This window comes from Actinoplanes sp. NPDC051861, from assembly GCF_040681145.1.
Lineage (GTDB): Bacteria > Actinomycetota > Actinomycetes > Mycobacteriales > Micromonosporaceae > Actinoplanes.
Genome location: NZ_JBFAYE010000001.1, coordinates 418,116 through 440,855, shown reverse-complemented (window position 1 = coordinate 440,855; position 22,740 = coordinate 418,116). Strand labels below are relative to the sequence as shown.

Annotated in this window: 28 protein-coding genes; 10 read left to right on the top strand and 18 right to left on the bottom strand. The window is 67.8% G+C overall.

The genetic code is table 11. The features are described from left to right. Positions 1-54: 54 nt before the first annotated feature. The 4 genes from AB0M02_RS02310 to AB0M02_RS02295 form a co-directional block, all read right to left on the bottom strand. The gene (locus tag AB0M02_RS02310; protein ID WP_364220135.1) at positions 55-2,184 is read right to left on the bottom strand and encodes a polymorphic toxin-type HINT domain-containing protein; all 2,130 of its coding nucleotides are present in this window, start codon (positions 2,182-2,184) and stop codon (positions 55-57) included. Between the two features lie 324 nt (positions 2,185-2,508). After that, the gene (locus tag AB0M02_RS02305) at positions 2,509-3,597 is read right to left on the bottom strand and encodes an alcohol dehydrogenase catalytic domain-containing protein (RefSeq protein ID WP_364220132.1); all 1,089 of its coding nucleotides are present in this window, start codon (positions 3,595-3,597) and stop codon (positions 2,509-2,511) included. Then, positions 3,594-5,003, bottom strand: coding sequence for an aldehyde dehydrogenase family protein (locus AB0M02_RS02300; protein ID WP_364220129.1), 1,410 nt, complete (start codon positions 5,001-5,003; stop codon positions 3,594-3,596). The genes AB0M02_RS02305 and AB0M02_RS02300 overlap by 4 nt, the downstream gene beginning before the upstream one ends. After that, entirely contained in the window at positions 5,000-5,632 is a 633-nt protein-coding gene (locus AB0M02_RS02295; protein WP_364220126.1) for a TetR/AcrR family transcriptional regulator, read from the bottom strand. The genes AB0M02_RS02300 and AB0M02_RS02295 overlap by 4 nt, the downstream gene beginning before the upstream one ends. Before the next feature lie 114 nt (positions 5,633-5,746). On the opposite strand from AB0M02_RS02295, the gene AB0M02_RS02290 reads away from it, so the two are divergent. Beyond that, a complete protein-coding gene (locus AB0M02_RS02290; RefSeq protein ID WP_364220123.1) occupies positions 5,747-7,288 on the top strand; it encodes a long-chain fatty acid--CoA ligase in 1,542 nt (513 codons plus the stop codon). Here the strand turns inward: AB0M02_RS02290 and AB0M02_RS02285 are convergent. Next, positions 7,277-7,699 (bottom strand): (deoxy)nucleoside triphosphate pyrophosphohydrolase, encoded by a 423-nt coding sequence (locus AB0M02_RS02285; RefSeq protein ID WP_364220120.1) that lies wholly within the window; start codon positions 7,697-7,699, stop codon positions 7,277-7,279. The two genes, AB0M02_RS02290 and AB0M02_RS02285, sit on opposite strands and share 12 nt — an antisense overlap. A 184-nt stretch (positions 7,700-7,883) precedes the next feature. Here AB0M02_RS02285 and AB0M02_RS02280 point away from each other — a divergent pair, with 184 nt between their 5' ends. Together AB0M02_RS02280 and AB0M02_RS02275 are read left to right on the top strand one after the other, a co-directional pair. Beyond that, a complete protein-coding gene (locus tag AB0M02_RS02280) occupies positions 7,884-8,195 on the top strand; it encodes a pterin dehydratase (protein WP_364220117.1) in 312 nt (103 codons plus the stop codon). A gap of 15 nt (positions 8,196-8,210) precedes the next feature. Next, positions 8,211-8,573 (top strand): PH domain-containing protein, encoded by a 363-nt coding sequence (locus tag AB0M02_RS02275; protein ID WP_364220114.1) that lies wholly within the window; start codon positions 8,211-8,213, stop codon positions 8,571-8,573. Positions 8,574-8,581: 8 nt separating this feature from the next. Here the strand turns inward: AB0M02_RS02275 and AB0M02_RS02270 are convergent, their stop codons facing one another. The 4 genes from AB0M02_RS02270 to AB0M02_RS02255 form a co-directional block, all read right to left on the bottom strand. Beyond that, the gene (locus AB0M02_RS02270; protein ID WP_364220111.1) at positions 8,582-9,481 is read right to left on the bottom strand and encodes a hypothetical protein; all 900 of its coding nucleotides are present in this window, start codon (positions 9,479-9,481) and stop codon (positions 8,582-8,584) included. A gap of 518 nt (positions 9,482-9,999) precedes the next feature. After that, entirely contained in the window at positions 10,000-10,746 is a 747-nt protein-coding gene (locus AB0M02_RS02265) for a peptidase E (RefSeq protein ID WP_364220108.1), read from the bottom strand. Beyond that, positions 10,743-11,576 carry a nucleotidyltransferase domain-containing protein gene (locus AB0M02_RS02260; RefSeq protein WP_364220105.1) on the bottom strand — a complete coding sequence of 278 codons (834 nt, stop codon included), beginning with the start codon at positions 11,574-11,576 and terminating at the stop codon, positions 10,743-10,745. Before AB0M02_RS02260 ends, AB0M02_RS02265 begins: the two co-directional genes overlap by 4 nt. 49 nt (positions 11,577-11,625) lie before the next feature. Beyond that, the gene (locus AB0M02_RS02255; protein ID WP_364220102.1) at positions 11,626-12,468 is read right to left on the bottom strand and encodes a G5 domain-containing protein; all 843 of its coding nucleotides are present in this window, start codon (positions 12,466-12,468) and stop codon (positions 11,626-11,628) included. Positions 12,469-12,712: 244 nt separating this feature from the next. Between AB0M02_RS02255 and AB0M02_RS02250 the strand changes: the two genes are divergently transcribed. Beyond that, entirely contained in the window at positions 12,713-13,183 is a 471-nt protein-coding gene (locus AB0M02_RS02250; protein WP_364220099.1) for a MarR family transcriptional regulator, read from the top strand. Between the two features lie 26 nt (positions 13,184-13,209). Continuing rightward, positions 13,210-13,803, top strand: a complete 594-nt coding sequence (locus AB0M02_RS02245; RefSeq protein WP_364220096.1) for a phosphoesterase PA-phosphatase — start codon at positions 13,210-13,212, stop codon at positions 13,801-13,803. A gap of 61 nt (positions 13,804-13,864) precedes the next feature. On the opposite strand, the gene AB0M02_RS02240 is transcribed toward AB0M02_RS02245, so the two are convergent. Continuing rightward, the gene (locus AB0M02_RS02240) at positions 13,865-14,482 is read right to left on the bottom strand and encodes a TetR/AcrR family transcriptional regulator (RefSeq protein ID WP_364220093.1); all 618 of its coding nucleotides are present in this window, start codon (positions 14,480-14,482) and stop codon (positions 13,865-13,867) included. A 76-nt stretch (positions 14,483-14,558) separates the two neighbouring features. Between AB0M02_RS02240 and AB0M02_RS02235 the strand changes: the two genes are divergently transcribed. Genes AB0M02_RS02235 through AB0M02_RS02225 form a run of 3 tightly spaced genes read left to right on the top strand, consistent with a single transcriptional unit; the run spans position 14,559 to position 15,675 of the window. Next, positions 14,559-15,026, top strand: coding sequence for a GNAT family N-acetyltransferase (locus AB0M02_RS02235; RefSeq protein ID WP_364220090.1), 468 nt, complete (start codon positions 14,559-14,561; stop codon positions 15,024-15,026). A gap of 5 nt (positions 15,027-15,031) precedes the next feature. After that, positions 15,032-15,283, top strand: coding sequence for a hypothetical protein (locus AB0M02_RS02230; RefSeq protein WP_364220087.1), 252 nt, complete (start codon positions 15,032-15,034; stop codon positions 15,281-15,283). Further along, positions 15,283-15,675: a hypothetical protein gene (locus tag AB0M02_RS02225; protein ID WP_364220084.1), complete on the top strand. Its 393-nt coding sequence runs from the start codon at positions 15,283-15,285 to the stop codon at positions 15,673-15,675. The genes AB0M02_RS02230 and AB0M02_RS02225 overlap by 1 nt, the downstream gene beginning before the upstream one ends. Here the strand turns inward: AB0M02_RS02225 and AB0M02_RS02220 are convergent. Next, positions 15,640-16,110, bottom strand: coding sequence for a nucleoside 2-deoxyribosyltransferase domain-containing protein (locus AB0M02_RS02220; RefSeq protein WP_364220082.1), 471 nt, complete (start codon positions 16,108-16,110; stop codon positions 15,640-15,642). The genes AB0M02_RS02225 and AB0M02_RS02220 overlap by 36 nt on opposite strands. Next, entirely contained in the window at positions 16,107-16,400 is a 294-nt protein-coding gene (locus AB0M02_RS02215; RefSeq protein WP_364220079.1) for a DUF1905 domain-containing protein, read from the bottom strand. Before AB0M02_RS02215 ends, AB0M02_RS02220 begins: the two co-directional genes overlap by 4 nt. A gap of 75 nt (positions 16,401-16,475) precedes the next feature. Here AB0M02_RS02215 and AB0M02_RS02210 point away from each other — a divergent pair, with 75 nt between their 5' ends. Next, a complete protein-coding gene (locus AB0M02_RS02210) occupies positions 16,476-17,009 on the top strand; it encodes a GNAT family N-acetyltransferase (RefSeq protein WP_364220076.1) in 534 nt (177 codons plus the stop codon). A gap of 21 nt (positions 17,010-17,030) precedes the next feature. On the opposite strand, the gene AB0M02_RS02205 is transcribed toward AB0M02_RS02210, so the two are convergent. Continuing rightward, the gene (locus AB0M02_RS02205) at positions 17,031-17,279 is read right to left on the bottom strand and encodes a hypothetical protein (protein ID WP_364220073.1); all 249 of its coding nucleotides are present in this window, start codon (positions 17,277-17,279) and stop codon (positions 17,031-17,033) included. Positions 17,280-17,388: 109 nt separating this feature from the next. Between AB0M02_RS02205 and AB0M02_RS02200 the strand changes: the two genes are divergently transcribed. Further along, positions 17,389-17,970 (top strand): Uma2 family endonuclease, encoded by a 582-nt coding sequence (locus AB0M02_RS02200; protein ID WP_364220070.1) that lies wholly within the window; start codon positions 17,389-17,391, stop codon positions 17,968-17,970. Between the two features lie 482 nt (positions 17,971-18,452). On the opposite strand, the gene AB0M02_RS02195 is transcribed toward AB0M02_RS02200, so the two are convergent. The 5 genes from AB0M02_RS02195 to AB0M02_RS02175 form a co-directional block, all read right to left on the bottom strand. Then, positions 18,453-19,772 carry a hypothetical protein gene (locus AB0M02_RS02195; RefSeq protein ID WP_364220067.1) on the bottom strand — a complete coding sequence of 440 codons (1,320 nt, stop codon included), beginning with the start codon at positions 19,770-19,772 and terminating at the stop codon, positions 18,453-18,455. Positions 19,773-19,984: 212 nt separating this feature from the next. After that, positions 19,985-20,398 (bottom strand): hypothetical protein, encoded by a 414-nt coding sequence (locus AB0M02_RS02190; RefSeq protein ID WP_364220064.1) that lies wholly within the window; start codon positions 20,396-20,398, stop codon positions 19,985-19,987. Then, positions 20,380-20,664 (bottom strand): hypothetical protein, encoded by a 285-nt coding sequence (locus tag AB0M02_RS02185; RefSeq protein WP_364220061.1) that lies wholly within the window; start codon positions 20,662-20,664, stop codon positions 20,380-20,382. Before AB0M02_RS02185 ends, AB0M02_RS02190 begins: the two co-directional genes overlap by 19 nt. Before the next feature lie 68 nt (positions 20,665-20,732). Further along, a complete protein-coding gene (gene ychF / locus AB0M02_RS02180; RefSeq protein WP_364220058.1) occupies positions 20,733-21,818 on the bottom strand; it encodes a redox-regulated ATPase YchF in 1,086 nt (361 codons plus the stop codon). Between the two features lie 23 nt (positions 21,819-21,841). After that, entirely contained in the window at positions 21,842-22,630 is a 789-nt protein-coding gene (locus AB0M02_RS02175) for an alpha/beta hydrolase (protein WP_364220056.1), read from the bottom strand. Positions 22,631-22,740 lie beyond the last annotated feature (110 nt).

Sequence of the window (22,740 nt, the reverse complement as noted above, 5' to 3'; positions counted from 1 at the left end):
CTACCGCGCGGAAGCCAAGGGAGTCCAGAACCTCAGTAAGCCTAGGCGGCACAGCTATCTCCTTCCTCCTGGTTTATAGCCAGGGCCGGGCCATGCTCCGACGATATTCCCTGACCTATCCAACTCAGGCACGTCACCGATTCCCCTAGAGCCGGGAACCGAGAGATCATTTTTCGGCAGCCATGCATGGCCTTGGATTCCCCCAGCCCCTTTCTTCCCGCCTGTCCAGTTCCACCAGTTGATATGGGGGGTGTCCTTGTCGTTGTCAACCCGCCAGCCACGCTGCTTATCGACCGTCTGAATTCCGATCAGTGTGCCAGTTCCTTGCCCACTGATGGGATCGAAGTCATAGATCAGCAGTACGTCCACACCAAGATCACCCACCATATCCGTCACATATTTCATTGCCTTGTCATAGTTGGACCAGCTGGAGTCAAACCGACCCGTCGCCGGGTTAATGACAACTCGCTCGTCACCCTCAACGTCACCGCCGCCGCAGTCATTGTTATGAACAAGGATCGGCCCACCAGCAGCAACGACATAGTAGGTGTGGGTGATGTCGACGGTGAGGTCGTGCATCTGTTTGGCGCTGGTGTAGTTGCGTACGGCGGTGACGTGCTGGGTTTCGCCGTTCGGGCCGATCAGGGTTGAGGTGCCGGGTTTCAGGTCGGCGGCGTCGACCCAGTCACGGACGCTGTCATCCCAGAACGGATGGTTCTGGGTGGTCTCCAGCACCGATCCGGTGGGGCCGCGTGTTGAGCGGCCGCCCTTACCCTCACCGGTCTGCTCGCCGTCAGCAGCCGGCGGCGTCGCGCTGACAGTGACGTCAGTCAGCTCGGTGTCCAGGTTCTCGTGCAACACCGTGACCGGCCGCGCCGCCGTCTCACCGGTCTGCGGATCGGTCGCGGTCACCTCGTCACCCAGATCGACCTCAGCGATCGCCTTGGTCGAACCGTCCGCCATCAACACCCGGGTATCCGGATCGAAGCTGTGCTTCTTCGGGCAGGAGGACGTCCCGTAATCCCGGCGATCGTCGTAACCCAGCGACCCCGCATCGATCACATCAGCCGTCGGAATGTCACGGCCCGGATTCGCCGGGCCATCATCGCCATCCCGAACCGACTTGTCCTTCCTGTCGTCCGCAGGCCCCGTGGCGGGCCTCTTCACGCTCGGGAACTTCGGCGCAGGCGGGTTACCACCCTTCTTCGGACCAGACCCCCCGTTACCCGGCGAACTCCCGCCACCGCCGCTACTGCCTTTACGACACTTGCTCGACTTACAAGTGATCGCCCCGCTGCCGTTGTCCCCGTGCTTCTTACCCAGGTTCGGCGTCGCGGGATTCGCCAACACGATCCGCTTCTCGTCCGCCGGGCTCAGCCCGCCCCCGCCGGAACCACCCTTCTTCTTGCGGCGGTCCGGCAGGTTGAACTTCTTCAACAGGCTGTTGATCCGTGACGTGACACGTTGCAGAACCAGACCGGCCCCGCCGGTCAACAGGGCCATCACCGCACCGGCCAGGATGCCGCCGACCTGCTCGGCGCAGGCCAGCTTCGCCGGTTTGACCAGACAGTCGTCGAGGATCGCGCAGACACCGCTCAACGCGCACCCCGCACCCGCGGCCGCCGCCACCCCGTTGATCAGATTTCGGCAATAGCTGGAACCGATGACCCAGTCACCACAGTCGACCCGGTCGAAGATCGCTCCGCCGATCTTGCTCTTCCACGCCTTCGCCTCGGACTCCAGCGTCGCGGCCATCCGCTCGATCGCGGCCTTGACGTTCGACACCGCGTTGATCACGCTCTTGGCCGACTCGATGATGTCGAACGCGTTCACGAAGCCCTTGAGCATGCAGGTGAACGTGCTGTTGCAGCTGCTCATCGACAGGAACGAGTGCCCTGACGGGTCGGTGCCGGCCAGCGGATTGCCGTTGCCGTAGCCGTACCGGTTGGCGTTGGCGGATTGGCCCACCGGACTCAGATTCGCCGAGTCACGGGTGTCGAACTGACCGGTCTCCGGGTTGTACCAGCGGGCGTGCATGTTGACCCGGCCGGTGGCCGGCTCGGTGTACTCCTGCTGGAAGCCCAGGTTGCCGACGGCTCCGGTGGAGGCGACGACCCTGCCGAGCGGGTCGAAGGTCGTCGAACCGCTCAGCGTTGACCCGCCGCCGCTGAACTGCCCGACCACGTCGGTATGCCGATCAGTCCACGCATAAACGCTCTGGACACCGAACAGATCACCCGCCGGATCACGGGTGTAGGCCGCGGCACCGTCAGACGCCAGGTCGTTGCCGAGTCCGCCGGCCGTTTGAGCTCATCGGCCGTCAGCCGATGCGGGCTGTCATAGCCGAACCGGCGCAGTCGTATCTTCGGCGGTCTGCTTCGCGCCGAACGGGTCGACCGCGGCGGTCAGGTCACCGGCCAGGTTGTAGCCGTGACGCGTGCTGCTGCCCGCGTGACACGGCCCAGCCTGTCGTAGGTGTAGGTCGTCTCGTCACCGACGGCGACGACGTTAGAGGATCACGACCGACCTGGCGCCCTCGCCCCGCCCCATCCTCTCGAACGCAGCCGGCACCTCCGCCAACCCGATCCGGTCGGTGATCAGGTGGTCCAGCGAGAGCCGCCCCTCCACCACCTCCCGCGCCAGAGCGGGAACCTCCACATCCGTGTCCGCCTGGCCGTACACCGAAGCCCGGAGAATGCGGGCCGAGCTGAAGATGTCCAGTGCGCCCAGCTGGACCATGTCGTCGGCCGCGCCCATTCCCACCACCGTGACCTGGCCGCCTCGGCGGGTGGCTCGCCACGCCGCGCGGATCGTCACAGCGCGCCCCACGCACTCGATGGCGTGATCCACGCCGAGCTTGTTCGTGCGTACCCGGATGTCCTTCGACAGGTTCTCCGACGAGACCACGAAATCCGTCGCCCCCGCCGCCTCCGCGAGGCCTTTCTTCGCCTCGGTGACATCGACCGCGATGACCTGGGACGCACCCGCCGCCCGCGCCGCCGCCACCACTGACAATCCGACGCCGCCCAGGCCGATGACCAGCACGGATTCGCCGGGGCGCACGGCAGCGGTGTTGCGGACCGCGCCGGTGCCGGTCAGAACAGCACAGCCGAGGAGCGCTGCGAGATCAAAATCAAGGGATGAGGGTACGCGGATGACAGCGTTCTCCGGCACCACCACCTGTTCCGCGAACGCGCCCACACCCAGCGTCACGTGGACCGGCGCGCCGTCCATCGTCAGCCCGTTCTCCAGGGCCGCTACCCCGGACGACGTGCTGCACAGCCACGGCTGCTCATGGGTGCAGAACCAGCACGAGCGGCAGGCCGGCTGCCAGTTGAGCACCACACGATCGCCCACTGACGCCCGGGTCACGTGGTCGCCCGTCTCCAGGACCTCGCCGGCCGCCTCGTGGCCGAGGACGAGCGGGTGCGGCGGGCGCAGTGTGCCGTTGACCATCGAGAGGTCGGAGTGGCAGACGCCGGCGGCGCGGATGCGGATCCGGACCTGGCCGGGGCCGATCTCCGGCAGGCGCAACTCGGTGACCTCCGGTGGTGCGCCCTCGGAGCGGACGACCAGGCCGTTCATGTAGTGACTCATCGCTGGATCGCCTTCACCTGCTGGAACTCCGCCAGGCCGTACGCGCCCAGCTCCCGGCCGACGCCGGACTGCTTGTAACCGCCGAACGGCGCGAACGGGTTGAACGCGCCGCCGTTGACGTCGACGGCGCCGGTGCGCAGCCGCTTCGCCACGGCCAGGGCGCGGTCGTCGGAGCCCCAGACAGCGCCCGCGAGGCCGTACTTCGAATTGTTGGCGATCGTGACGGCCTCGTCGTCGGAATCGAACGGAATGATCGACAGGACCGGGCCGAAGACCTCCTCCTGGGCCAGTTCGCTGTCCGGGTCGACGTCGGCGAAGACGGTCGGCGCCACGAAGTGGCCGGACGCGGGCACTGGGGCGTCCAGGCCGCCGGCGACGAGGCGGGCCGAGGCGCGCTCGATGAATCCGCGTACGCGGTCGCGCTGGGCGGCCGAGACCAGCGGGCCGAGACGGGTCGCCGGGTCGAACGGGTCGCCGGTGGTGTAGCCGGCGGCGGTCTTCGCGGCCAGTTCGACGGCCTCGTCGTAGTGGGCGCGGTGCACCAGCATCCGGGTCCACGCGGTGCAGGTCTGCCCGGAGTTGAGGAACGCGTTGCCGACGCCCACCTTGACGGCCTTGACCACGTCGGCGTCGTCGAGGATCAGGTTGGCCGACTTGCCGCCGAGCTCCAGGGAGACGCGGGCGATCCGGTCCGCGGCGGCGCGCGAGATCGCCCGGCCGGTCGCGGTGGAGCCGGTGAACGACACCAGGTCGATGTCGGGGTGCCCGGCGATGGCCGCCCCGACGACCGGGCCGGTGCCGGTGACCAGGTTCAGCACGCCGGGCGGCAGGCCGGACTCGTGCGCGGCGTCGGCGAGAAGGTACGCCACCAGCGGCGTCAGCTCGGACGGTTTGAGCACCACGGTGCACCCTGCCGCGAGGGCCGCGCCGACCTTCGCGACGACCTGGTGCAGCGGATAGTTCCACGGGGTGATCGCACCGACCACACCGGCCGGCTCGTGGACGACCAGCGAGTTGCCGATCGTCTCGTCCTCCGTGGGGCGGGCGGCCAGTTCTGCGTACCCGGCGAGAACCGTGAGCGGCAGTCCCACCTGGACCGCCTTCGCGATCTTGAGGGGCGTGCCCAGCTCGAGCCCGACGGTCCGGGCGATCTCCTCGGCCCGCGCGGCCAGTGCCTGGTGCAGGCGGCCGAGGGCCGCGCCACGCTCGGCGGCCGGCGTGACCGACCAGGTGCCGAACGCCTGGCGTGCGGCGGAGACCGCGAGGTTGACGTCGTCGGCGGTACCGGCCGGGACGTGGCCGAACACCTCCTCGGTGTACGGGTTCTCCACTCCGATCCGGTCGCTCGAGTCCGGCGGCACCCATGCGCCTCCGATGTAGAGCTCGTCACGGAAGACCGACGTCATCGGCGTACCCCCTGGTCGTAGCGGTCGGTCAGGCCGGCGATGAGCAGATCCAGACCGAGTTCGAAGGCGCCCTCGTCGACCGCGTGGCGGTGCGCGGCGAGTTCGTGGGCGCGGTGCAGGTGCGGATAGCGCTCGTCGTAGACGTCCGGGTCGGCCTCGAAGCCGAGCGCGAACGAGCCGAGCGCGGACCCGGTGATCAGATAGCGCATCAGCGCGCCGATGTGGGTGGCCCGGGCCCGGGACCAGCCCGCCTCGATCAGCGCGCCGTACACGGCCTCCGCCATGGCCAGGCCGAACGGGCGGCGTCCCGGGCCGGTGGCCAGCACCGGGACGATGTTCGGGTGGGCGGCGAGCACCGCGTGGTACGACTTCGCCCAGAGCCGCAGCGCCTCGCGCCAGTCGGAGTCGGCGAACACCGTGATGTCGACCTGTGCGACCACCGCCTCGGCGACCGCGTCGACGATCTCCGCCTTCGTGGCGAAGTGGTTGTAGAGCGACGGGCCCTGTACGCCCAGCTCAGTGGCGAGCCGCCGCATCGAGAGCGCGTCCAGGCCCTCGGCATCGATCAGTGCCGAGGCCGCCTCGACGATCCGCTCACGGGTGAGCAGCGCCTGCCGGGGCCGGGCCATGTGAGAACTCCCTGAGAAACAGAAATCAGCACTGGACGCGCAAAAACTTACGCCGCTAGTTTAAGCACAGCTGCGACGTACATCACTCCAGTAGAGCAAAGAGGGAGGCACCGCATGACGACGCTGTCTTTGGCCACCGTCCTCGCCGAGGCCGCGCGCCGTTACCCGGACAAGGTGGCGGTGGTCGATGCCGGTGGCGCCCGCATCACGTATCCGGAGCTGTGGCAGCAGACCCGGGCGTACGCGGCGGCGCTGCAGGAGCTCGGTGTCAAGAGGGGCGACACGATCGGTGTGATGATCCCGAACGTGGCGGACTTCCCGCGCGTCTACTACGCGGCGCTGGCGGTGGGCGCCCGGATCGTGCCGATCTCGCTGCTGCTCAACGCCGAGGAGGTCGGTTACGTCCTGACCGACAGCCAGGCCGACCTGCTGGTCACCCACTCGGCCTTCCTCGCCGCGGGTGCGGCCGCCGCGCACGCCACCGGCACGAGGCTGGTCAACGTGGGCCCGCTGCCGGCGGACCTGCCGAACCCGCCGACGCGCCTGGAGGAGGTGGCGGCGCGGGTCGAGCCGCTGCGCACGTACGTGACGACCGAGGCCGAGGACATCGCGGTGATCCTCTACACGAGCGGCACCACCGGCAAGCCCAAGGGCGCCATGCTCACCCACCTCAACCTGGTGATGAACGCGACCGTCAACGTCTTCGACGTGCACCCGCTCACCGGCGACGACGTGGTGCTCGGCTGCCTGCCGCTGTTCCACACGTTCGGCCAGACGGTCGGCATGAACGCGACGTTCCGGCTCGGCGGGACGCTGGTGCTGCTGCCCCGGTTCTCCGGCGAGGCGGCCATCGAGCTGATGCTCAAGGAGAACGTCTCGATCTTCCACGGCGTGCCGACCATGTACATCGGGCTGCTGGAGGCGGCGGCCAAGGCCGACCAACTGCCCCAGCTCAAGCTCTGCGTCTCCGGCGGGGCGTCGCTGCCGGTCGCCGTGCTGGAGAAGTTCGCCGGCGCGTTCGGCTCGACGATCTGGGAGGGGTACGGGCTGTCCGAGACGTCACCGACCGCCACCACCAACCACCCGCTGTTCGGCGCGAAGCCGGGCACGGTCGGGCACCCCGTCTGGGGTGTCGAGGTGGAGATCGCGCGGCCGGAGGTGCCCGAGTCGATCGAGTTCCTCCCCGACGGCGAGCTGGGCGAGATCGTCATCCGCGGGCACAACGTCTTCGCCGGTTACCTGAACCGGCCGGAGGCGACCGCGGAGGCGCTGGTCGACGGCTGGTTCCGCACCGGCGACCTGGGTGTCCGCGACGAGCAGGGCTTCATCAGGATCGTCGACCGCACCAAGGACCTGATCATCCGCGGCGGGTTCAACGTCTACCCGCGCGAGGTGGAGGAGGTGATCGCCCGGCACCCCGCGGTCCAGCAGGTCGCGGTGATCGGCGTGGCCGACGAGGTGCAGGGCGAGGAGATCTGCGCGGTGATCGTCCTGGAGGACAAGGGGCTCTCCGAGGAGGAGCTGATCGACTGGTCGAAGGAGCGGCTCGGCAAGCACAAGTACCCGAGGCAGGTCCGGTTCACCGAGTCGCTGCCGCTGGGACCCAGCATGAAGGTGCTCAAGCGGGAGCTCCGGGCGCAGTACTCAGGCAAGTAGTTTCGGCAGTTCGGCCACGATCGGTTTGTCGGCCGGCAGCCACGGGACGCTGCCCAGCTGGTCCACGGTCAGCCAGCGCATGGATCTGTGCTCCAGCGCGGCCGGGACTCCGCCGTCGAGAAGGGTGACGGCGTAGACCCGGAGAACGGCCCGGCCGTGGGCCAGCGGGACGTCCGGCCCGACGCGGTCGCCGACGCTGACCTTCACACCGAGTTCCTCGACGCACTCGCGGACGAGCGCCTCCTGCTCGGTCTCGCCCGGTTCCACCTTGCCGCCGGGGAACTCCCACTTGCCGGCCGCCTCCGGCGGGGCGCTCCGCTGGCAGGCGAGCACCCGTCCCGACGTAATGATCACTGCCGCCACGATCACCCTGGGTGACGGCGTGGGCTTGACGTACTGTTCCGACGGCATGGATTCAAAGATCCCACAAAAGTTCACCGATCAGGTTGCCCGGTGCTGCCCTGATCGTCACGCAAACACGGATATGTGGGCGTGGACACGGGTGGCCGGACGGACGAAACTGTGGGGCACCGACCATGACGACACGGCGACAGTTCGGCCACAAGCCGGCAACGACGCTTAGGGGGTGCGGCACTTGCGGGCTAGAAGACGCCGGAGCACCGGTACTGACTATCTGAGCGACGCCCTCGCGTTGCTGGACGGATGGACCCGGGACGGCGTACAGATCCGGCGCGATCTCCCCTGCGACGACAGCCAGCATGCCGCTCTGACCGAACGTATCAAAGTGGCGGCGGACACACTGCACATAAGGCCAAGTATCCGGCGCATGGACGGTCACACTCAGATCTGCCTGGGCCCGTCGGACGGCACCGCGATTACCGACGGTGAGGTTACGCTGGCCGCCCGGATCGAGGACTTCTACCGTACGGTCCTCGAACGATCGTGAACTACGCTGCGCCGCATGAGTGAAGTGGCGTACGACAACAAGGGCCAGCTCGAGCAGGTCCAGAGCGGTCTTCTCGACGGGGAGGAGATCCTCGCGGTCTACGACGCGATCGGCGCGGGAACCGGGTTCATCGGCCTGACCACCAGGCGGATCATCATCCAGGACCAGTCCTACGTCGGTAAGCGTTTCGCGATCACCAGCATCCCGTACTCCAAGGTGAGCAGCGTGAGCGTGGTCAGCAACAAGAGCTGGGCCGGGCAGTTCTTCTCCTCCGGCACGATCGGCATCACCGTGGGCACGCACACGTACGAGGTCGAGTTCCGCGGTTCGGACAAGGCGCACCACGTGCACAACCTGATCCTGAGCCGGGCGAGCTGACGCGGACTTCACCGCCCGCCGACCGCCTGCGTGAGATCCCAGACGTAGCGCCGGCCGGCGGGCTTCTCGTCGCGCCACACCACCTCCCACCGCCCGAGCGGATCCTGCCGCGGTTCGGCCATCCACCCGTACCCTTGCCGCTCTTTGACGCTCGGTGGCTGATCGCTCGCCGGAAAGCTGAAGGTCACCTCGAACCTGGTGAACGCCGAAGGCGTCCCGCTTGCCGTAGGCAGGCGGTCCTCCCAGACCAGCTGATCCCAGCCGCGCTCGCGCAACGGGCGCCAGAGGCCCTTGGGCCGATATTCGACCTGCCACTCGGTCGGCATGGTCATCGCCGGATCGAAGATCAGCCACACCCGGAGCAGGCGGGTCTGCTCCAGCGGGAGCGCCGTGATCGTGCCGGCCACCGGGCGGATCGCCTTGAACGAGATCTCGTCGAGCCGCACGAGGCGGTCGTCGTCGGTGGGCACGATCGGCCGCATGGTCCGGTGGGTGACGAGCGGGTCGGGCGTGGTGATCCGCTTCTCGACGATCCGGTCGCTGTCGTCGTCGGAGCCGACCGTCACGAGCACCTCGAGGGTCTCCGAGAACAGCGGCTTCTCCCGATCGCTTATCCGCTGGATGGCGTCGAGATAGTGCTGGTGGCCGGCCCGCTGCAGGGCGAGGGCCTTGGTCGTCTCGAGCAGGTCCGCCTTCAGCTGCCTGATCTTGACGACGAAGGCAAGCTGCCACAGGCGGACGACGAAGTAGAGCAGGCAGGCGAGGAAGACGGCGGTGAGCGCCCACTGTGCGATGCGGGTGGGCACGTCGGCGAGCTGGGCGATGCCGGAGGCGAGTCCGATGAGCACGATCGAGACGTTCAGGGTGCCCCTGAACAGGGTGTGATACTTCGACGGAGCCTCTGCCATCGTCACAATGATGGCGAATTGCCAGTAACCGACAAATACCTATATAGAGTGAATAGCTCGGCCCGGGACGCCCGTTCAGCCCATGCCCGTTGACCGATCGGCGGACCAGGTATGCCAGACCGGCCCACCACCGACGGTTACCGGCGAGTAACCATTGCATCCCGCCACAGCCTACCGAGAATCGATGCAGGCACTTCGATCCTCGACCCCCCGGAGGCGATCACCGGTGCTGGGCCATTTTCAGCGACCGCTGACCCGCAGATACCACGACCTCGAAACCTTCGACACCGGAGGCGAGGGGGGTCAGCCACATCGTTTGAGCGCAACGCTCGGGGCGAACACGATCTTCGCCTTCGCGTTCCTGCTCTCCGCGGTGCTGGTGGGTCTCGCCACAGTGGCCCTGTACTAGCGAGACCCGACCGTCAGCTTCCGCCTTCACCACCAGGCATTTTTCCTCTTCTCAGCGAGACTCTCCGAGCTCTCAACGGAGTCGATCCCAGCCTAGTGACGGCCGAACCTCAGTTTCCGGGAACCGGCAGGATCCGGGTCGGCAGAGCGGTCTCCACGACCGAGCCGTCGGCGGCGCGCTTGAGCTCGTACCCCTGTGGTCCCTCGCGGTCAGCGACCGCCTCCTCCAGCGTGATGCCGCGATAGACCAGCCCGGCCCCGTCGTCGGTCGCGTATCCGTCCGGTAGCGTGCCGTTACCGATCAGCTCGTGCATCTTCGGCCGGCGCTGCTCCTCGGCGTCGTAGTGCACGCCGTTGCTGTACGGCAGCCAGCCCAGCCCCTCGGTGAACCCGCGCAGCTCCAGGCCGTAACTGTCGGTGCTGCCACCGGCGTGCCAGCAGATCGACCCGGCCGACACCCCGCTCATCACGACGCCGGCCTGCCACGCCTCGTGCAGGATCTCGTCGAGCCCGTGCACCCGCCAGACCGCGCAGAGGTTCGCCACGCTGCCGCCGTCCACCCACACGATGTCCTGCGCCAGGATGTGCGCTCGGATGTCGTCGACGTTGGGCATCGGGAACAACTGCAGGTGCGACATCGTGAACTCGCTCCCGGCGAACGCGGAGTAGAACGCGCCGATCCGCGTCTCCGGATCGCCGGTCGCCTGGGTCAGCACGCAGATCTTCGGCGCCTTGCGGGCGTTGGCGAGGTCGGCGGCGAGGTAGTGGATCGCGCCCGGGCGCATGTCCATCGCGCCGTACCGGCCGCGGCGGAAGAAGGCACTGGTCGCAACGATGGTGGGAACGTCGGCACTCACCGCAACATCATCGCGCACGCGTCGGTGGTCTCCAGCACGAGATCCGCGGCGATGTCGATGGCCAGCGTCAGATGCAGCGGATCGTTGTTGATCGCGGCGAACGCGGCGTCCACCCGGCCCTGGAACGACTTGGGCGCGCCGGGCAGCGCACCGGCCGAGGCGACCGCACCCTTCTCGTTGATCAGCCACTGCCCGGCCGCGCCGTGCAGGGCGTGCGCGCACACTCCGGCCAGGCGGAACAGGCACCCCGCGATGTAGGAGCTGTCGCCGCGCGTCACCGCCTTGCGGGCGATGCCCACCAGGAAGTCGGCCTCCCAGAGTCCGGCGACCAGGGCGTCGGCGAGCGGACGGGGAAAGACACGCACGCGGCGCTGGAGGGCGGCGAGCTCACCGGTCGGGTCGGCCAGGATGCGGCCCAGGGCCAGTTCACCAGGGTACGAGAAATCCGGCACACCCAGCGGATGGCCGGCCTGGGCGTGGAACTCGTACCGGCCGTGCTCGGCCTCCGACCAGCAATGGTGCACCCGGTCCAGGTCACGGTAGAGCCAGTCCACCGGGTCGCCGGCGATCCGCAGCCAGCCACCGCCGTCCACCCACGGACCCCACTCGCCGGGCGCCGTCACCCTGCTGCCGGCGCCGCCCAGTTCCTCGGCCAACTCGCCGAGGCGGGCGGTGTCGAGCGGGGCCCGGTAGTAGAGCCCGAGATCGGTGTCCGACTCCGGGGTGTGCGTCCGGCGTGCCCGGCTGCCGCCGAGGACGACCCCGAGCACGCCGGGCACGGTGACCAGACGTCCGGCAAGTTCGGTCAGGTCGGCATCGCTGAGCGCCATGCCTTTACGGTGATCTCCCACCCCGGACGGCGCAATCACCGGGTGGCTTTCAACACAGTGTCGCCGGTTCCAGGCGTACCTCGTCGAGGGTCTCCGGGCTGATCAGCTCGAGATCCTCCTCCGACAGCAGCACCGAGCCGCCGAGCTGGACCGCGCTCACCTCCTGCTCCTCCTCCCGGACCGCCGGCGTCTTCTGCGCCGGATCCTCCGGGCACTGCGCGGAACGGCCGAGGGGCACGCACACCCTCAGCGCGCCCTCGCAGTCCCTGCCCTTGCGAGCGCCGAACGCCACGACGCGCGGCTCCGGCTTGCGGGTCACCGTGGTGTCCACGAGCCGCCGCTGGGTCGGCTTGCCGTCGGTCAGGGTCACCAGGTAGCGCAGGGTCTCCTCGCCGGCCACGCCGGGCGATTGGATCTTGCGGGTGCCGCGCGGCAGCACCGGATCGCGGACGAGCCTGGTCGGGAACGGGACCGGCCGGGTCTCCACATCGGTCCGGGTGGTGACCTCCGGGGCGGTTTTCACCACAGAGGTACGGGGGGAGCGCGGCCCCGTCCGGTCCGCGCGATCGTCGGCCTCACGGGCCCGGCTGAGCTGATCGGTCGCCGGCGCGGTGGTGGCCGCGCGCGCTGATGCCGGGCGCGCGGGTGCCGGGCGGGTGGCTGCCGGGCGCGTGGGTGCCGTCGTGTGCCGTTGCGGCAGCGGCTCGGCGGCGGCCGCCGCACGGCTCACCACCTCCGGGTCCTCCTCCAGCTTCGGTGCGCCGAGGTCGACCTCGGCGACGGAACTGGTGCCCGCGACGGAGGTGCTCGGCTCGCCGCCGCCGGTCAGGGTGGCCACACCGGCGGCACCGCCACCGACGAGCACCAGGAGAGCCCCGGCGCCAGCGGTCATCCGGAGGCCGAACGGCAACCGGGCCCACCAAGACTTTCGTGGCATTTCGAGCAGATGCTGCCAAGAGTCACTAGTTGTCTGGTTTTGCACCAAAGCATTGTGACTCCCTACGAGGCGGGCGCAAGCGTTCCGGGGTCACCCGAAATGGCGACCGGCGCGCCCCGTGACCGGCTTTCCGCGTTACCACTGCTAGGTGAAAAGTCGACAGAGGCTGGGGGTGCTCGGCCGCCGTACGATCGGTGCCATGTCCGCCACTACCTCGCAGACCTCGGAGCTCACCCCACTGAGCCCGCAGGAGGAAGCGGTCATGCGCGCCCTCGGCCGGTTCCTGCTGGTCATGCCGCGGGCGCTCGACGCCGACCTGATCCGCGAGCAGCGCATGTCCGCGAGTGAATATTCAGTGTTGCGCCACCTCTCCGAGACACCCGGCCAGCTGATGCGCATGAGTGAGCTCGCCACCGCGTGCGACATGTCACTGAGCGGCATGACACGCCTCGCCGCCAAACTCGAGTCACTGGGCTACCTGCGCCGCATCCGCTGCCAGGAGGACGCCCGCGGCGCCAACGCCGTGCTCACCGAGAAGGGCCTGGAGCGGCTCCGCGAGGCCTGGCCCACCCACCTGGCCAGCGTCCGCCGGCACATCTTCGATCATCTCGGCGAGCTCGACCTGACCAGGCTGGCCGCCGCCTTCTCCGCGATGGCCTCCGACACCTGAGCCGCCGGAATTGCGATGATGTGCCCGTGCTCAACACTGGTAGGGGTGACCGGATCGCCCGCATCGTCTCCGAAGTGCTCGCCCCGGCCGTCCTGGTCGCTGTCCTGCTGCTGACCGTCGGCTGGCACGCCGGCGAGACGCCCGGCGTGTCCCGCTGGTGGGGCCTGCCCGGAGCCCTGTTCGCCGCGGTCATCCCGCTCGGCTACGTCCTGCACGGCGTCCGTGCCGGCCGGTTCACCGACCACCACATCCCCGAACGCGCCGACCGCCGCATCCCGCTCATCTTCGGCACCGGCTCGCTGGTCACCGGCCTGATCCTGCTGATAGTGCTGGACGCGCCGCGCGAGGTCCTGGCACTGCTCGCCGCGGGCGGGGTCGGCCTGGCCGTCTTCGCACTGGTCACCCACTGGTGGAAGATGTCCATCCACGCCGGCGTGGCCGCGGGCACGGTGGCCGCGCTGACCGCGGTGTACGGCCCGGTCGCCCTCCTCGGCGCGCCGTTCGTCATCCTCGGCGGGTGGGCCCGGGTGCGGCTGACGGCGCACACTCCGGCGCAGGTGGTCGCGGGGGCGATGGCCGGAGCCCTGATCGCCGGCACGATCTTCCCGGCTCTCCGCTAGTCCAGTCGTTTCCGGCTCTCCGCCAGCCGGCCCAGCCCAGTCCTTCCCGGCCCTCCGCCGGCTAATCCGGTCCTTCCCGGCCCTCCGCCGGGAAGCCCAGGCCGTAGGCGTTCAAGGCCGCGTCCAGCGCGGCCTCCTGCTCCTCGGCCGGGAACGCGTCGGGGTCCGCGGCCGCGAGCGCGGCGATCCCCTCGGCCATCGCGATCAGCCCCAGAGCGACCGTCGCCACGTGCCGCGGCTCCCATTCCGGCGCCGCCGCGGCGGTGAGGCGTTCCACCCGCTCCCGCCAGACCCGGTTGTTGCGGCGGTGCTCCGTGATGAGGTCCTCATCGGACACCGCCGCCGCCAGGAAGCCCATCCAGACCACGGCTTCCTGCCGGGTCTGCGGGTCGGTAGCCAGCCCCTGGCGCAGCACCGCCCGCAGGGCTGCTCCCGGGGTCATCGCGCTCGCCTCCAGCTCCTCGACCCGGGCGCGGGTGACCTCGTGCAGAAGTTGCCGGGCGTGCAGCAGCAGCGCCTGCCGATTCGGGAACCGATGCATGACCAGCCCGGTCGTGCATCCCGCCGCGGCCGCCACCGCCCGCACGGTGAGCCGCTCCAGCCCCTGCTCGGCGAGCACGTCCCACACCGCCCGGGACAGCACCTCACCCTGCGCCGATCGATCCGCCAACCGTGACACGCGTCGCACCCCTCTTCTACCGTAACGGATGTTACCGTAACGCATGTTACGACGTCCATCGCCGGAAGGACTCGCCATGATCTGGACCATCGAGCAGCGCCCGTGGGACGACCCCGCCGGAGCCGCCCTGCGCAGCGCCCAGCGGGCCGAGCTCGACGCCCGTTACGGCACCGACGACCACGAGCCCGGCACCCCGCCGTCCGCCGCCGACATCGACCTGTTCCTGGTCGCCGTCGACCCCACCGGCCATCCGGTCGGCTGCGGGGCCCTCCGTCGCCTCGACGTCCGCAGCGCCGAGATCAAGCGCATGTATGTCGCTCCCGCCAACCGGGGCTCCGGCGTCTCCACCGCCCTGCTGCGCGCCCTGGAGTCCGCCGCTTCCGACCGCGGCTGGACCAGCATCCGCCTGGAGACCGGCCCGGCCCAGCCCGAGGCGATGCGCTTCTACGAGCGGGAGGGTTACACGGAGATCCCGCTGTTCGGCCAATACATCGGCTCCGATCTGTCAGTCTGCTACGAACGCTTCCTACCCGAGGTAGGATGAGCGGCATGAGCGGTAGCAAGAAGTTCTCGATCAGCCTCTCCGAAGAGCTTGCCGAGACCATCCGTGCCCGCATCGGACCGGGCGGTTTCTCGGCCTACGTGGCCGAGGCGCTCGAGCAGCGCATCGCGAGGGACAAGCTCAGCGAGATCGTCACCGACTTCGAGACCGACAACGACCCACTGACGCGTGAGGAGGTCGACGCCGCCCGCGCGGCCCTCCGACACGATCACTCCGTCACGGACGGTGCGGCCGTCTGATGCCCGGCACGCTCCTGCTGGACTGCGAGGGACTCTCCAAGCTCTACCGCAAGGACCGTGCGGTCATGGCCTTCGTGCAGGCCGCATACGAGGACGGGGTCCGGGCGGCGACCACCGCCATGACGCTCCTCGAGGCCGACTACGACCGGATCCATCCGGCACGGGCACGCTGGGTCCTCTCCAGGATCGACGTGCACGCCATCACCCGGGAAAGGGCCGACGAGGCCGCCGCCCTTCTGCGCACCCACCAGCTGCACGGCCAGAAGTATGCGATCGACGCGGCCTTCGCCGCCGTCGCCCGCGCTGTCCCGCAGCCCGCCACCGTGCTCACCTCGGACCCCGGCGACCTGGCACTTCTATGCGGGCCGGCCGTTCACGTGATCCGGGTCTGACCCGGCCAGAGCGTTGGCCGCCGCGCAGGTGGACTCCAGATCGTCGTGAACCTCCAGCCCCGGCCGCGCCAGCCCGAGCTGCTCCACGACGTCGAAGCGGCGCGAGTAACCCGGATGCGCACCGACCGCGAGCGGCTTGTCCGTTCCCGCCCAGCGCCCCAGCTCGTACAGCACGATCGGCTGCACCGTCTCGTGGGAGAACCAGAAGAGGATCGCGTCCGCAAGCGCCAGATGCTCGAACTCCCACCGGATCTGCCGGGCGCCCTCCCCCACCGGATAGGCGGGCCGCCGCGGGTTGTAAAGCGCCGGCCACACCGGCGCCAGCAGCCCGATGGCCTCCCGCTGCCAGTCGCCGACCCCGCTGATCCCACCGGCGAGGAACAGCCTCGGCCGAGCCGCTCCCCCGTCACTCTCCGGCGCCGTGAAGACCGTCATGCCTGCCGCTCGGCCGGGCGCAGCGTCACCGCCACCACGTCACCCTCGCTGAGATCCTCCGCCGCCCGGACAGCATCCTTGAGCGGCACCAGGTACCGCCCGTCCTTGGGAAACAGCGCCGTCCGAAACTCGGTCTCCCCGATGACCACCCGCACCGGAACCTGCCCCCAGTAGATCAGCGACCGCGCCTCTTCCTTGAGCTCAGCACTGTCCACCTCCGACATGGCCACGAAGTAGTAGGGCGCCGGCCCCCGCCACTCGAAGATCTCCCCCTCGAACACCCACTTCATGCTGATCTATTCAACTCTATTCGCCCAGCAGAGCGCAGCACGCGGCCTCGCCTTCACCGCCGGTAGGGTCAGGTCATGATCAGCCCTCGCCCGGACGCGCTGGATCACGTACTCCCCGACTCTGTGGTGCGAACGTTCGACCCGTCCAAGGACCTGGCCGAACTCGTGGTGCTGCAACGCTGTTGCTGGGTGGCCGAGGCGCTCACCAACGAGACCCTCGACATCCCGGCCCTGCGCGAGACACATGCGGAGGTGCTCGACTGGGCCACGACCTGGGAGGTGCTGGTGGTCAGGCTCGGCCACCGGCTCGTCGGCGCCGTTCGTGGGCGGCAGGAGGACCGCGACTGGCAGGTGGGCCGGTTGATGGTGGCGCCCGACCTGAGCGGCCGGGGCATCGGCTCGGCGTTGCTCGCTCTCATCGAGGACGCGGCGCCGGACGCCGTCGCGCGATACACCCTGTTCACCGGCGCCCGAAGCCGGCGCAACGTGCAGATCTACGAACGCGCGGGCTACGCCATCAACGCCGAAGCAACACACGCGCCGGGTCACATCGCGGGCGCGGTGGTCCTCACGAAGCCTCGCGTGCCGATACACCGCTCTTTGCTCTAAGCAGAGCCCCACCCCAGAACTTCACACCGCCACAAACCGCACGCGATCGCCGCACGCCCGGGCTCCGTCCCCCGTTCCGTGCAAGGGCGCCTGAGCCTCGGCCATCTCCTGCTCGGTGAACGCGCCGGACTCACCCTGATAGTGGTCCAGCTCCTCTCGCAGGAGCCTGCGCCGCTCGGCAAGGTAACCAGCGACGTTGCCGGTGTGCGCCTTCATGCTTTCCAGGAGCTCGATCGGCAGCGTGATCGTGACCTTCTTAGTCTTGGCCATATCGCGACCATCCCAGGGTATTGCCACCCGATCCGAGGGCCGAGCGCCCCGCCACCGGCTACGAGAATGAGAAGCTCAAACCGCCTATACCGAATGTTACGGTGACGCCATGACGGCAGTGCCCGAGTGGATGCGTCCTCCTCGCCCTGAGGGGTGGTATGCCGACGACCTCGACAAACTCCCGGAAGCCCCGCGTCATACCGAACTGATCGATGGAGCGCTGGTCTTCATGATGTCGCCTCAGCGGGTCTGGCACGCCAGGATGGTCACCGCTCTGGTGAACTCCCTGACCGACCAGGCACCGGCAGACATCGAAGTCGACCGGGAGATCACGATCCGGCTCGACAGATGGAATCGTCCCGAGCCCGACCTCCTGGCCACAAAGGCACCGTACGATCCGTCTCGCACCTTTTACACGCCCGAGGAAACTCTTCTGGTGGTTGAGGTGGTCTCGCCGGAGTCGGCCCACCGTGATCGGACGGTGAAGCTGCGTAAGTACGCGGAAGCCGGCATCGCCAACTACTGGCGAATCGAGGAAGAGGATGGATCACCAGTGGTCCACACCTACGAACTCGACGGGCCTACCAAGTCGTACGCCCCGACCGGAATCCACCGCGGCAAGCTGGTCACCGCCGTGCCGTTCGCCATCGAGCTCGACCTGACCAGGTTGGTGCCCGGTCGCCGCAGTTGAGCCGAGACTGTCACGAGGCACTGGTGTCATCAGCTTCGGGTGACCGAGTGACAGCAGACGGCGGCCCTGCGGTCGGGCTGCTACGAACACGCCTGCGCTGAACACTCCGACGTCCGCGCAGGTCGGAAAGGTGTTGCAGCAGGTCAAGCGCATACCTTGCCGGGTCGTCGGATCGCATCGAGCCGCGGATGATCACGAAGGTGAGAGTCAGGCAGAGAATCGCTACAACGACGAGCAGCCCGTAGCCGAGAGGCGCTGGAACCGCAGGTAGCGACGGCGCCGACAGACCGGATGCCTGCGGCAGTGAAATGCCGTACAACCCACTGAGCCGGACTAGAACGTCCAGGGCGACATGATGCATAGTTGGTACCTGCCTCTACTTCCTTGGCTAAGGGGGACATGGGCAGAGAGGGGTCCCGGTTGCCCCCGGGGCCCCTCACCACGATCAGATTCTTAAGCCGCAGCGCGGACCACGACCGCAATCACGTCATTCGACGGACTGCCTTTCCGGCGATAGTTTCCGGTTTGGTCACGGCCTGTACAGCCTTGGTGATTGTTTCCTTCCCGGATCCGGCCGCCATTTTCGCCACACCATCGGTAACGACAACCTTGCCGCCGATGCCGTTCCATGCTTCGGAAACGATCCAATCGATCTCCGCCAGCGCCTTGCGCGCCCGATCAATTCCTGCGGCGTCCTCGTGATAGAAGGCGGATCCGAGGCTGGCCAGAGCCACACGGACCGCGATGGTACGGATCACGCGGGACTTGTCGGCCAGAACCTGCGGTCCTCCGAAGTAGCTGAAGATCTCACCGAACCAAGCAACGCCCGCCTGGCGCAACCTCTCGAAGTCGACGCCTTCCCAGGACTCTGCCGCTTTTGAGTTGGACAGGGCCTTGTATGGACCATTCGTGATGGCCTTCACCATTTGTTCGGCGTGCGTGAGAAGAAGCCATTGACCCATCTGCTGATGAGCAATAGTAAGCTGCCGCCCGTCGGTGGCCAGGCTGATGCCGAGGTCGCCGAAGATCTCTTTGGTCGCGTTTATCCATTTGTTCCGCGTGTCGATGTTCGCCTTCGTGATCCTGTCGACCGGCGTGCCCTCGAAGTTGAGATCGACGAACATCCCGGCCGCTTGCTCGACAGAAACGCCGTGATACACCTCGACAGTGACATGCTTTCGCAGCAGCTTGTCCTTGAGGGCCGCCGGCACCTTCGGATCGGCGGCGATTCTCTCCAGCGCCAGATGCCGGCATTCGCCGTCAGCAAGTGCCCCCCGCCCGATCGAACTGAAGTCGTACTGAACCCAGGGACTTTCAAAGCCCGACACATTAACGGCGACCGAAGTGGTCGCCATCGGCTCCGGCCACACAGCCACGAAGCCCGGAAGAACACCGAAACCGGCGGCCGAGTCTGGCGCAAACTGCTCCAAGAGGTATTTCCGAAGCGGTCCGACCGAGTTCTTCATCTTCTGCGTGGGAGCGAGGGTGACCACGGGAACGGATCGCCCGGCAATGCTCCGCCTCTCGGTCACCGGTTTCAGGAACGGCCGCTGCATCTTCCTTCGGAACGGCGCCAACTGACGGGCGCGCGGATCCACCGGGTTGCCCTCATCAATTTCGCGCTCGGCCTCCTCGAGTGCGAGACCAGGGACGATGTTGTCCAGAATCCAACGGAAGGGCACCACCGTGGTGAAGTGGCGCTCGTCCCGCTGAAAGCCGGTGATGGTCTGAGGAACGAGCAACGTCGGACCCTTCGATGTGGACATCCAGATCGGCAGATCTTGGCGTACTCGAGTAGACATGTCAAATACTCGAGTACGCAGCGTGTCGTACTCGAGTAATGCGGCTCGAGGTACGGACGGGCCGAACCGTCACAGCCTCGCCCGACTCCTCATCAAGGGCCAAAGGCAGGACGCGTTCGCTCGCGGAGAGATCAGACGTTGAAGCGGAACTCGACCGGTTTGCGTAACCGTGCAATATCACATCAGGCTCGGTTGACGACGCAGTTGCGAGCTCACACCGCCACAAGCCGGACACGATCGCCGCAGAGCTTGACCATGTCGTCGATTTCCGAGGTCAACATGACTACAGGGCGATGCTGGCGCAACGCAGCCTCAGCGACTGCCGCATCAATCGCGTACTTGTGACCATGCAAGCCGGTATCCATCAGCAGCTTTGACGCCGCCCTAGCTTCCTCGTCGCCGACCGGGATCACTCGCAACCCGGAAAGCACCCAGTTCAGGCGCGCCTTGTGTGTGCGGGCATGGACGGCCTCGATGATGGTGAGCGCGCTGATCACGGCCTCCATGCCACGCGAGCGCGCCTCAGCGGTCATTGCCACCACCTGCTCGTCGTCGGAAAGCAGCTTCGAGAGCCCTTCGCTGTCGAGGACCAGCGTGCCTTGGTGGATCAGCTTGCGGCGGGCCATTCGCCCTCCTCGGCGAACACCTCGTCGAAGACCTGCCGCGCCCGCTGACGAGCCTGCTTGGAGACCGGCCCGTTGCGGCTCTCGTAGTCCGCCAGGTACTCATCGAGCACCTGGCCGCGCAATTCCCGCTCGACCGCCTCGGCAATGAAGGCAGAGAACTCCCGTTTACCCACCCGCGCCCGGATAGCCTCAGCAGTTCCCTCCGGCAGCGACAGGCTCACTCGCGTCGCCGGCCCTTCGCCGATGCGGTACACCTCTTCGCTCATGGCCCTAGTGTGTCAAACGAGTAGGAAAGGTGCCACGCACAACCTGGACGGCAGACGCTGGACCGGAATCAGACGTTGAAGCGGAACTCGACGACGTCGCCGTCCTTCATGATGTAGTCCTTGCCCTCCATGCGTACCTTGCCCGCGGCCTTCGCCGCCGACATCGATCCCGCTGACATCAGGTCGTCGTAGCTGACGATCTCGGCCTTGATGAAGCCGCGCTGGAAGTCCGAGTGGATGACTCCGGCTGCCTCGGGGGCCGTCGCGCCTACCGGGATCACCCAGGCGCGGGCCTCCTTCGGGCCGGCCGTCAGGTAGGTCTGCAGGCCGAGCGTCTCGAAGCCCACGCGGATGAGGCGGTTCAGGCCGGGCTCGGTCTGGCCGGTTGACTGCAGCAGTTCCAGAGCCTCGTCGTCGTCCAGCTCGATCAGCTCGGATTCGATCTTCGCGTCCATGAAGACGGCCTCGGCGGGGGCCACGAGAGCGCGCAACTCGTCGAGGAACGCCGCGTTGCCGAGTTCAGCTTCGTCGACGTTGAAAACGTACAAAAAAGGCTTTGTTGTCAAAAGGTGCAGCTCGGCGAGCAGGCTCACGTCGACGCCCGCCGCGCTCGCGCCCTGATAGAGGGTGACGCCGTCGTTGAGCAGCTTGAACGCGGCCTCGGCGGCGGCCACAACCGGTGCCTTCTCCTTCTTGAGCTTGGCCTCTTTCTGCAGGCGCGGCAGGGCCTTCTCGACCGTCTGCAGGTCGGCCAGAATCAGCTCGGTGTTGATCGTCTCGATGTCGTCGGCGGGCGAGACCTTGCCGTCGACGTGCAGCACGTTGGGGTCGGAGAACGCACGGACCACCTGGCAGATCGCCGACGCGTCACGGATGTTCGCCAGGAACGCGTTGCCCCGGCCCTGCCCCTTCGACGCGCCCCGCACCAGGCCGGCGATGTCGACGAAGCTCACCGGCGCCGGAAGGATCTTCTCGCTGCTGAACAGTTCGGCGAGCTTCCCCAGCCGCTCGTCGGGCAGCCCGACCACACCGACGTTGGGCTCGATCGTCGCGAACGGATAGTTCGCGGCGAGCACGTCATTCTTGGTCAGGGCGTTGAACAGGGTGCTCTTGCCGACGTTGGGCAGGCCGACGATTCCGATGGTGAGGCTCACGGAACGCCAGTCTACGGGTTGCGTTATCTGAAAAACGGTCGCAGTGCGGCCGCCACCAGCGCGGGGTTTCCGCTGTTGTCCGCGGCGGTGTGACCGACACCGGTCAAGGTCACGCGGCGCACTCTCGGCAGGACCGGCTCGAGGCCGTTCAAGACCCCTTTGAGGTACGCGGACGAGCGCTCGCCGCCGAGCAGGAGCGTGTCCGCCTCGACTCTCGCGTACGTCTCCAGCGGTCCGGCCGCGTCCTCGACCACCGCCGCATCCAGGCGCATCGTCGGGATCAGGTCGTTGAGGACCTTTCCCTCGCCCGACCTCAGCGCGAGACCGAGCAGCGGAATCAGCGCTGCCCGGGGAACGTGGCGCAGCTCGCCCGCGCCCTTCGTGACGGTCACGAACGCCGCGGCTCGACGGTTCCTCGCGAGTTCCTTCTCGTATCGAGGCAGCCACGCGACGGGGTCGTGAGTCCCGTACTTCAGGGGTGGCTCGTAAAGGGCCAAGCGGTCGATCGGGAGCTCGAGGGCCGCCCGGAGCGCGATCACCGCGCCGGAGCTGAGACCGAACACGTTCCTCGCGCCGGTCTCGTCAAGGACACCTCTAAGGTCCTCGATCTCGGGCCCGAGGCCGGCCCGCTCGACGGCTCGCCCACGTCCGCGCCGATCCGGGACGTAGACGGTGAAGTCCCGCGCGAGATCCTCCGCGAGCTTCGTGAAGTTCGCGGACGTCTGCATGCCGCCGTGCAGGAGAACGAGCTTGGTGCCACCGCTGCCGTAGGTGCGCCAGCGGATCGTCGTCTTCGTCGCTGTCATCGCCATGCTGTCAACCGTAGTTGACGCCTCCCGCAGTGTCAACCTGCGTTGACAGTTCATGGCCATGTCCGAAACCCGCCAGCACCCGGCCACCGCACGGGCGCATAGTCGTCGGT

What these genes read in the sequence shown, in the direction of transcription:
- AB0M02_RS02305 (WP_364220132.1), bottom strand. Translation starts at nt 3,597, where the DNA reads ATGAGTCACTACATGAACGGCCTGGTCGTCCGCTCCGAGGGCGCACCA.
- AB0M02_RS02300 (WP_364220129.1), bottom strand. Translation starts at nt 5,003, where the DNA reads ATGACGTCGGTCTTCCGTGACGAGCTCTACATCGGAGGCGCATGGGTG.
- AB0M02_RS02295 (WP_364220126.1), bottom strand. Translation starts at nt 5,632, where the DNA reads ATGGCCCGGCCCCGGCAGGCGCTGCTCACCCGTGAGCGGATCGTCGAG.
- AB0M02_RS02290 (WP_364220123.1), top strand. Translation starts at nt 5,747, where the DNA reads ATGACGACGCTGTCTTTGGCCACCGTCCTCGCCGAGGCCGCGCGCCGT.
- AB0M02_RS02285 (WP_364220120.1), bottom strand. Translation starts at nt 7,699, where the DNA reads ATGCCGTCGGAACAGTACGTCAAGCCCACGCCGTCACCCAGGGTGATC.
- AB0M02_RS02275 (WP_364220114.1), top strand. Translation starts at nt 8,211, where the DNA reads ATGAGTGAAGTGGCGTACGACAACAAGGGCCAGCTCGAGCAGGTCCAG.
- AB0M02_RS02270 (WP_364220111.1), bottom strand. Translation starts at nt 9,481, where the DNA reads ATGGCAGAGGCTCCGTCGAAGTATCACACCCTGTTCAGGGGCACCCTG.
- AB0M02_RS02260 (WP_364220105.1), bottom strand. Translation starts at nt 11,576, where the DNA reads ATGGCGCTCAGCGATGCCGACCTGACCGAACTTGCCGGACGTCTGGTC.
- AB0M02_RS02255 (WP_364220102.1), bottom strand. Translation starts at nt 12,468, where the DNA reads ATGACCGCTGGCGCCGGGGCTCTCCTGGTGCTCGTCGGTGGCGGTGCC.
- AB0M02_RS02250 (WP_364220099.1), top strand. Translation starts at nt 12,713, where the DNA reads ATGTCCGCCACTACCTCGCAGACCTCGGAGCTCACCCCACTGAGCCCG.
- AB0M02_RS02235 (WP_364220090.1), top strand. Translation starts at nt 14,559, where the DNA reads ATGATCTGGACCATCGAGCAGCGCCCGTGGGACGACCCCGCCGGAGCC.
- AB0M02_RS02230 (WP_364220087.1), top strand. Translation starts at nt 15,032, where the DNA reads ATGAGCGGTAGCAAGAAGTTCTCGATCAGCCTCTCCGAAGAGCTTGCC.
- AB0M02_RS02225 (WP_364220084.1), top strand. Translation starts at nt 15,283, where the DNA reads ATGCCCGGCACGCTCCTGCTGGACTGCGAGGGACTCTCCAAGCTCTAC.
- AB0M02_RS02220 (WP_364220082.1), bottom strand. Translation starts at nt 16,110, where the DNA reads ATGACGGTCTTCACGGCGCCGGAGAGTGACGGGGGAGCGGCTCGGCCG.
- AB0M02_RS02215 (WP_364220079.1), bottom strand. Translation starts at nt 16,400, where the DNA reads ATGAAGTGGGTGTTCGAGGGGGAGATCTTCGAGTGGCGGGGGCCGGCG.
- AB0M02_RS02210 (WP_364220076.1), top strand. Translation starts at nt 16,476, where the DNA reads ATGATCAGCCCTCGCCCGGACGCGCTGGATCACGTACTCCCCGACTCT.
- AB0M02_RS02205 (WP_364220073.1), bottom strand. Translation starts at nt 17,279, where the DNA reads ATGGCCAAGACTAAGAAGGTCACGATCACGCTGCCGATCGAGCTCCTG.
- AB0M02_RS02200 (WP_364220070.1), top strand. Translation starts at nt 17,389, where the DNA reads ATGACGGCAGTGCCCGAGTGGATGCGTCCTCCTCGCCCTGAGGGGTGG.
- AB0M02_RS02195 (WP_364220067.1), bottom strand. Translation starts at nt 19,772, where the DNA reads ATGTCTACTCGAGTACGCCAAGATCTGCCGATCTGGATGTCCACATCG.
- AB0M02_RS02190 (WP_364220064.1), bottom strand. Translation starts at nt 20,398, where the DNA reads ATGGCCCGCCGCAAGCTGATCCACCAAGGCACGCTGGTCCTCGACAGC.
- AB0M02_RS02185 (WP_364220061.1), bottom strand. Translation starts at nt 20,664, where the DNA reads ATGAGCGAAGAGGTGTACCGCATCGGCGAAGGGCCGGCGACGCGAGTG.
- AB0M02_RS02175 (WP_364220056.1), bottom strand. Translation starts at nt 22,630, where the DNA reads ATGGCGATGACAGCGACGAAGACGACGATCCGCTGGCGCACCTACGGC.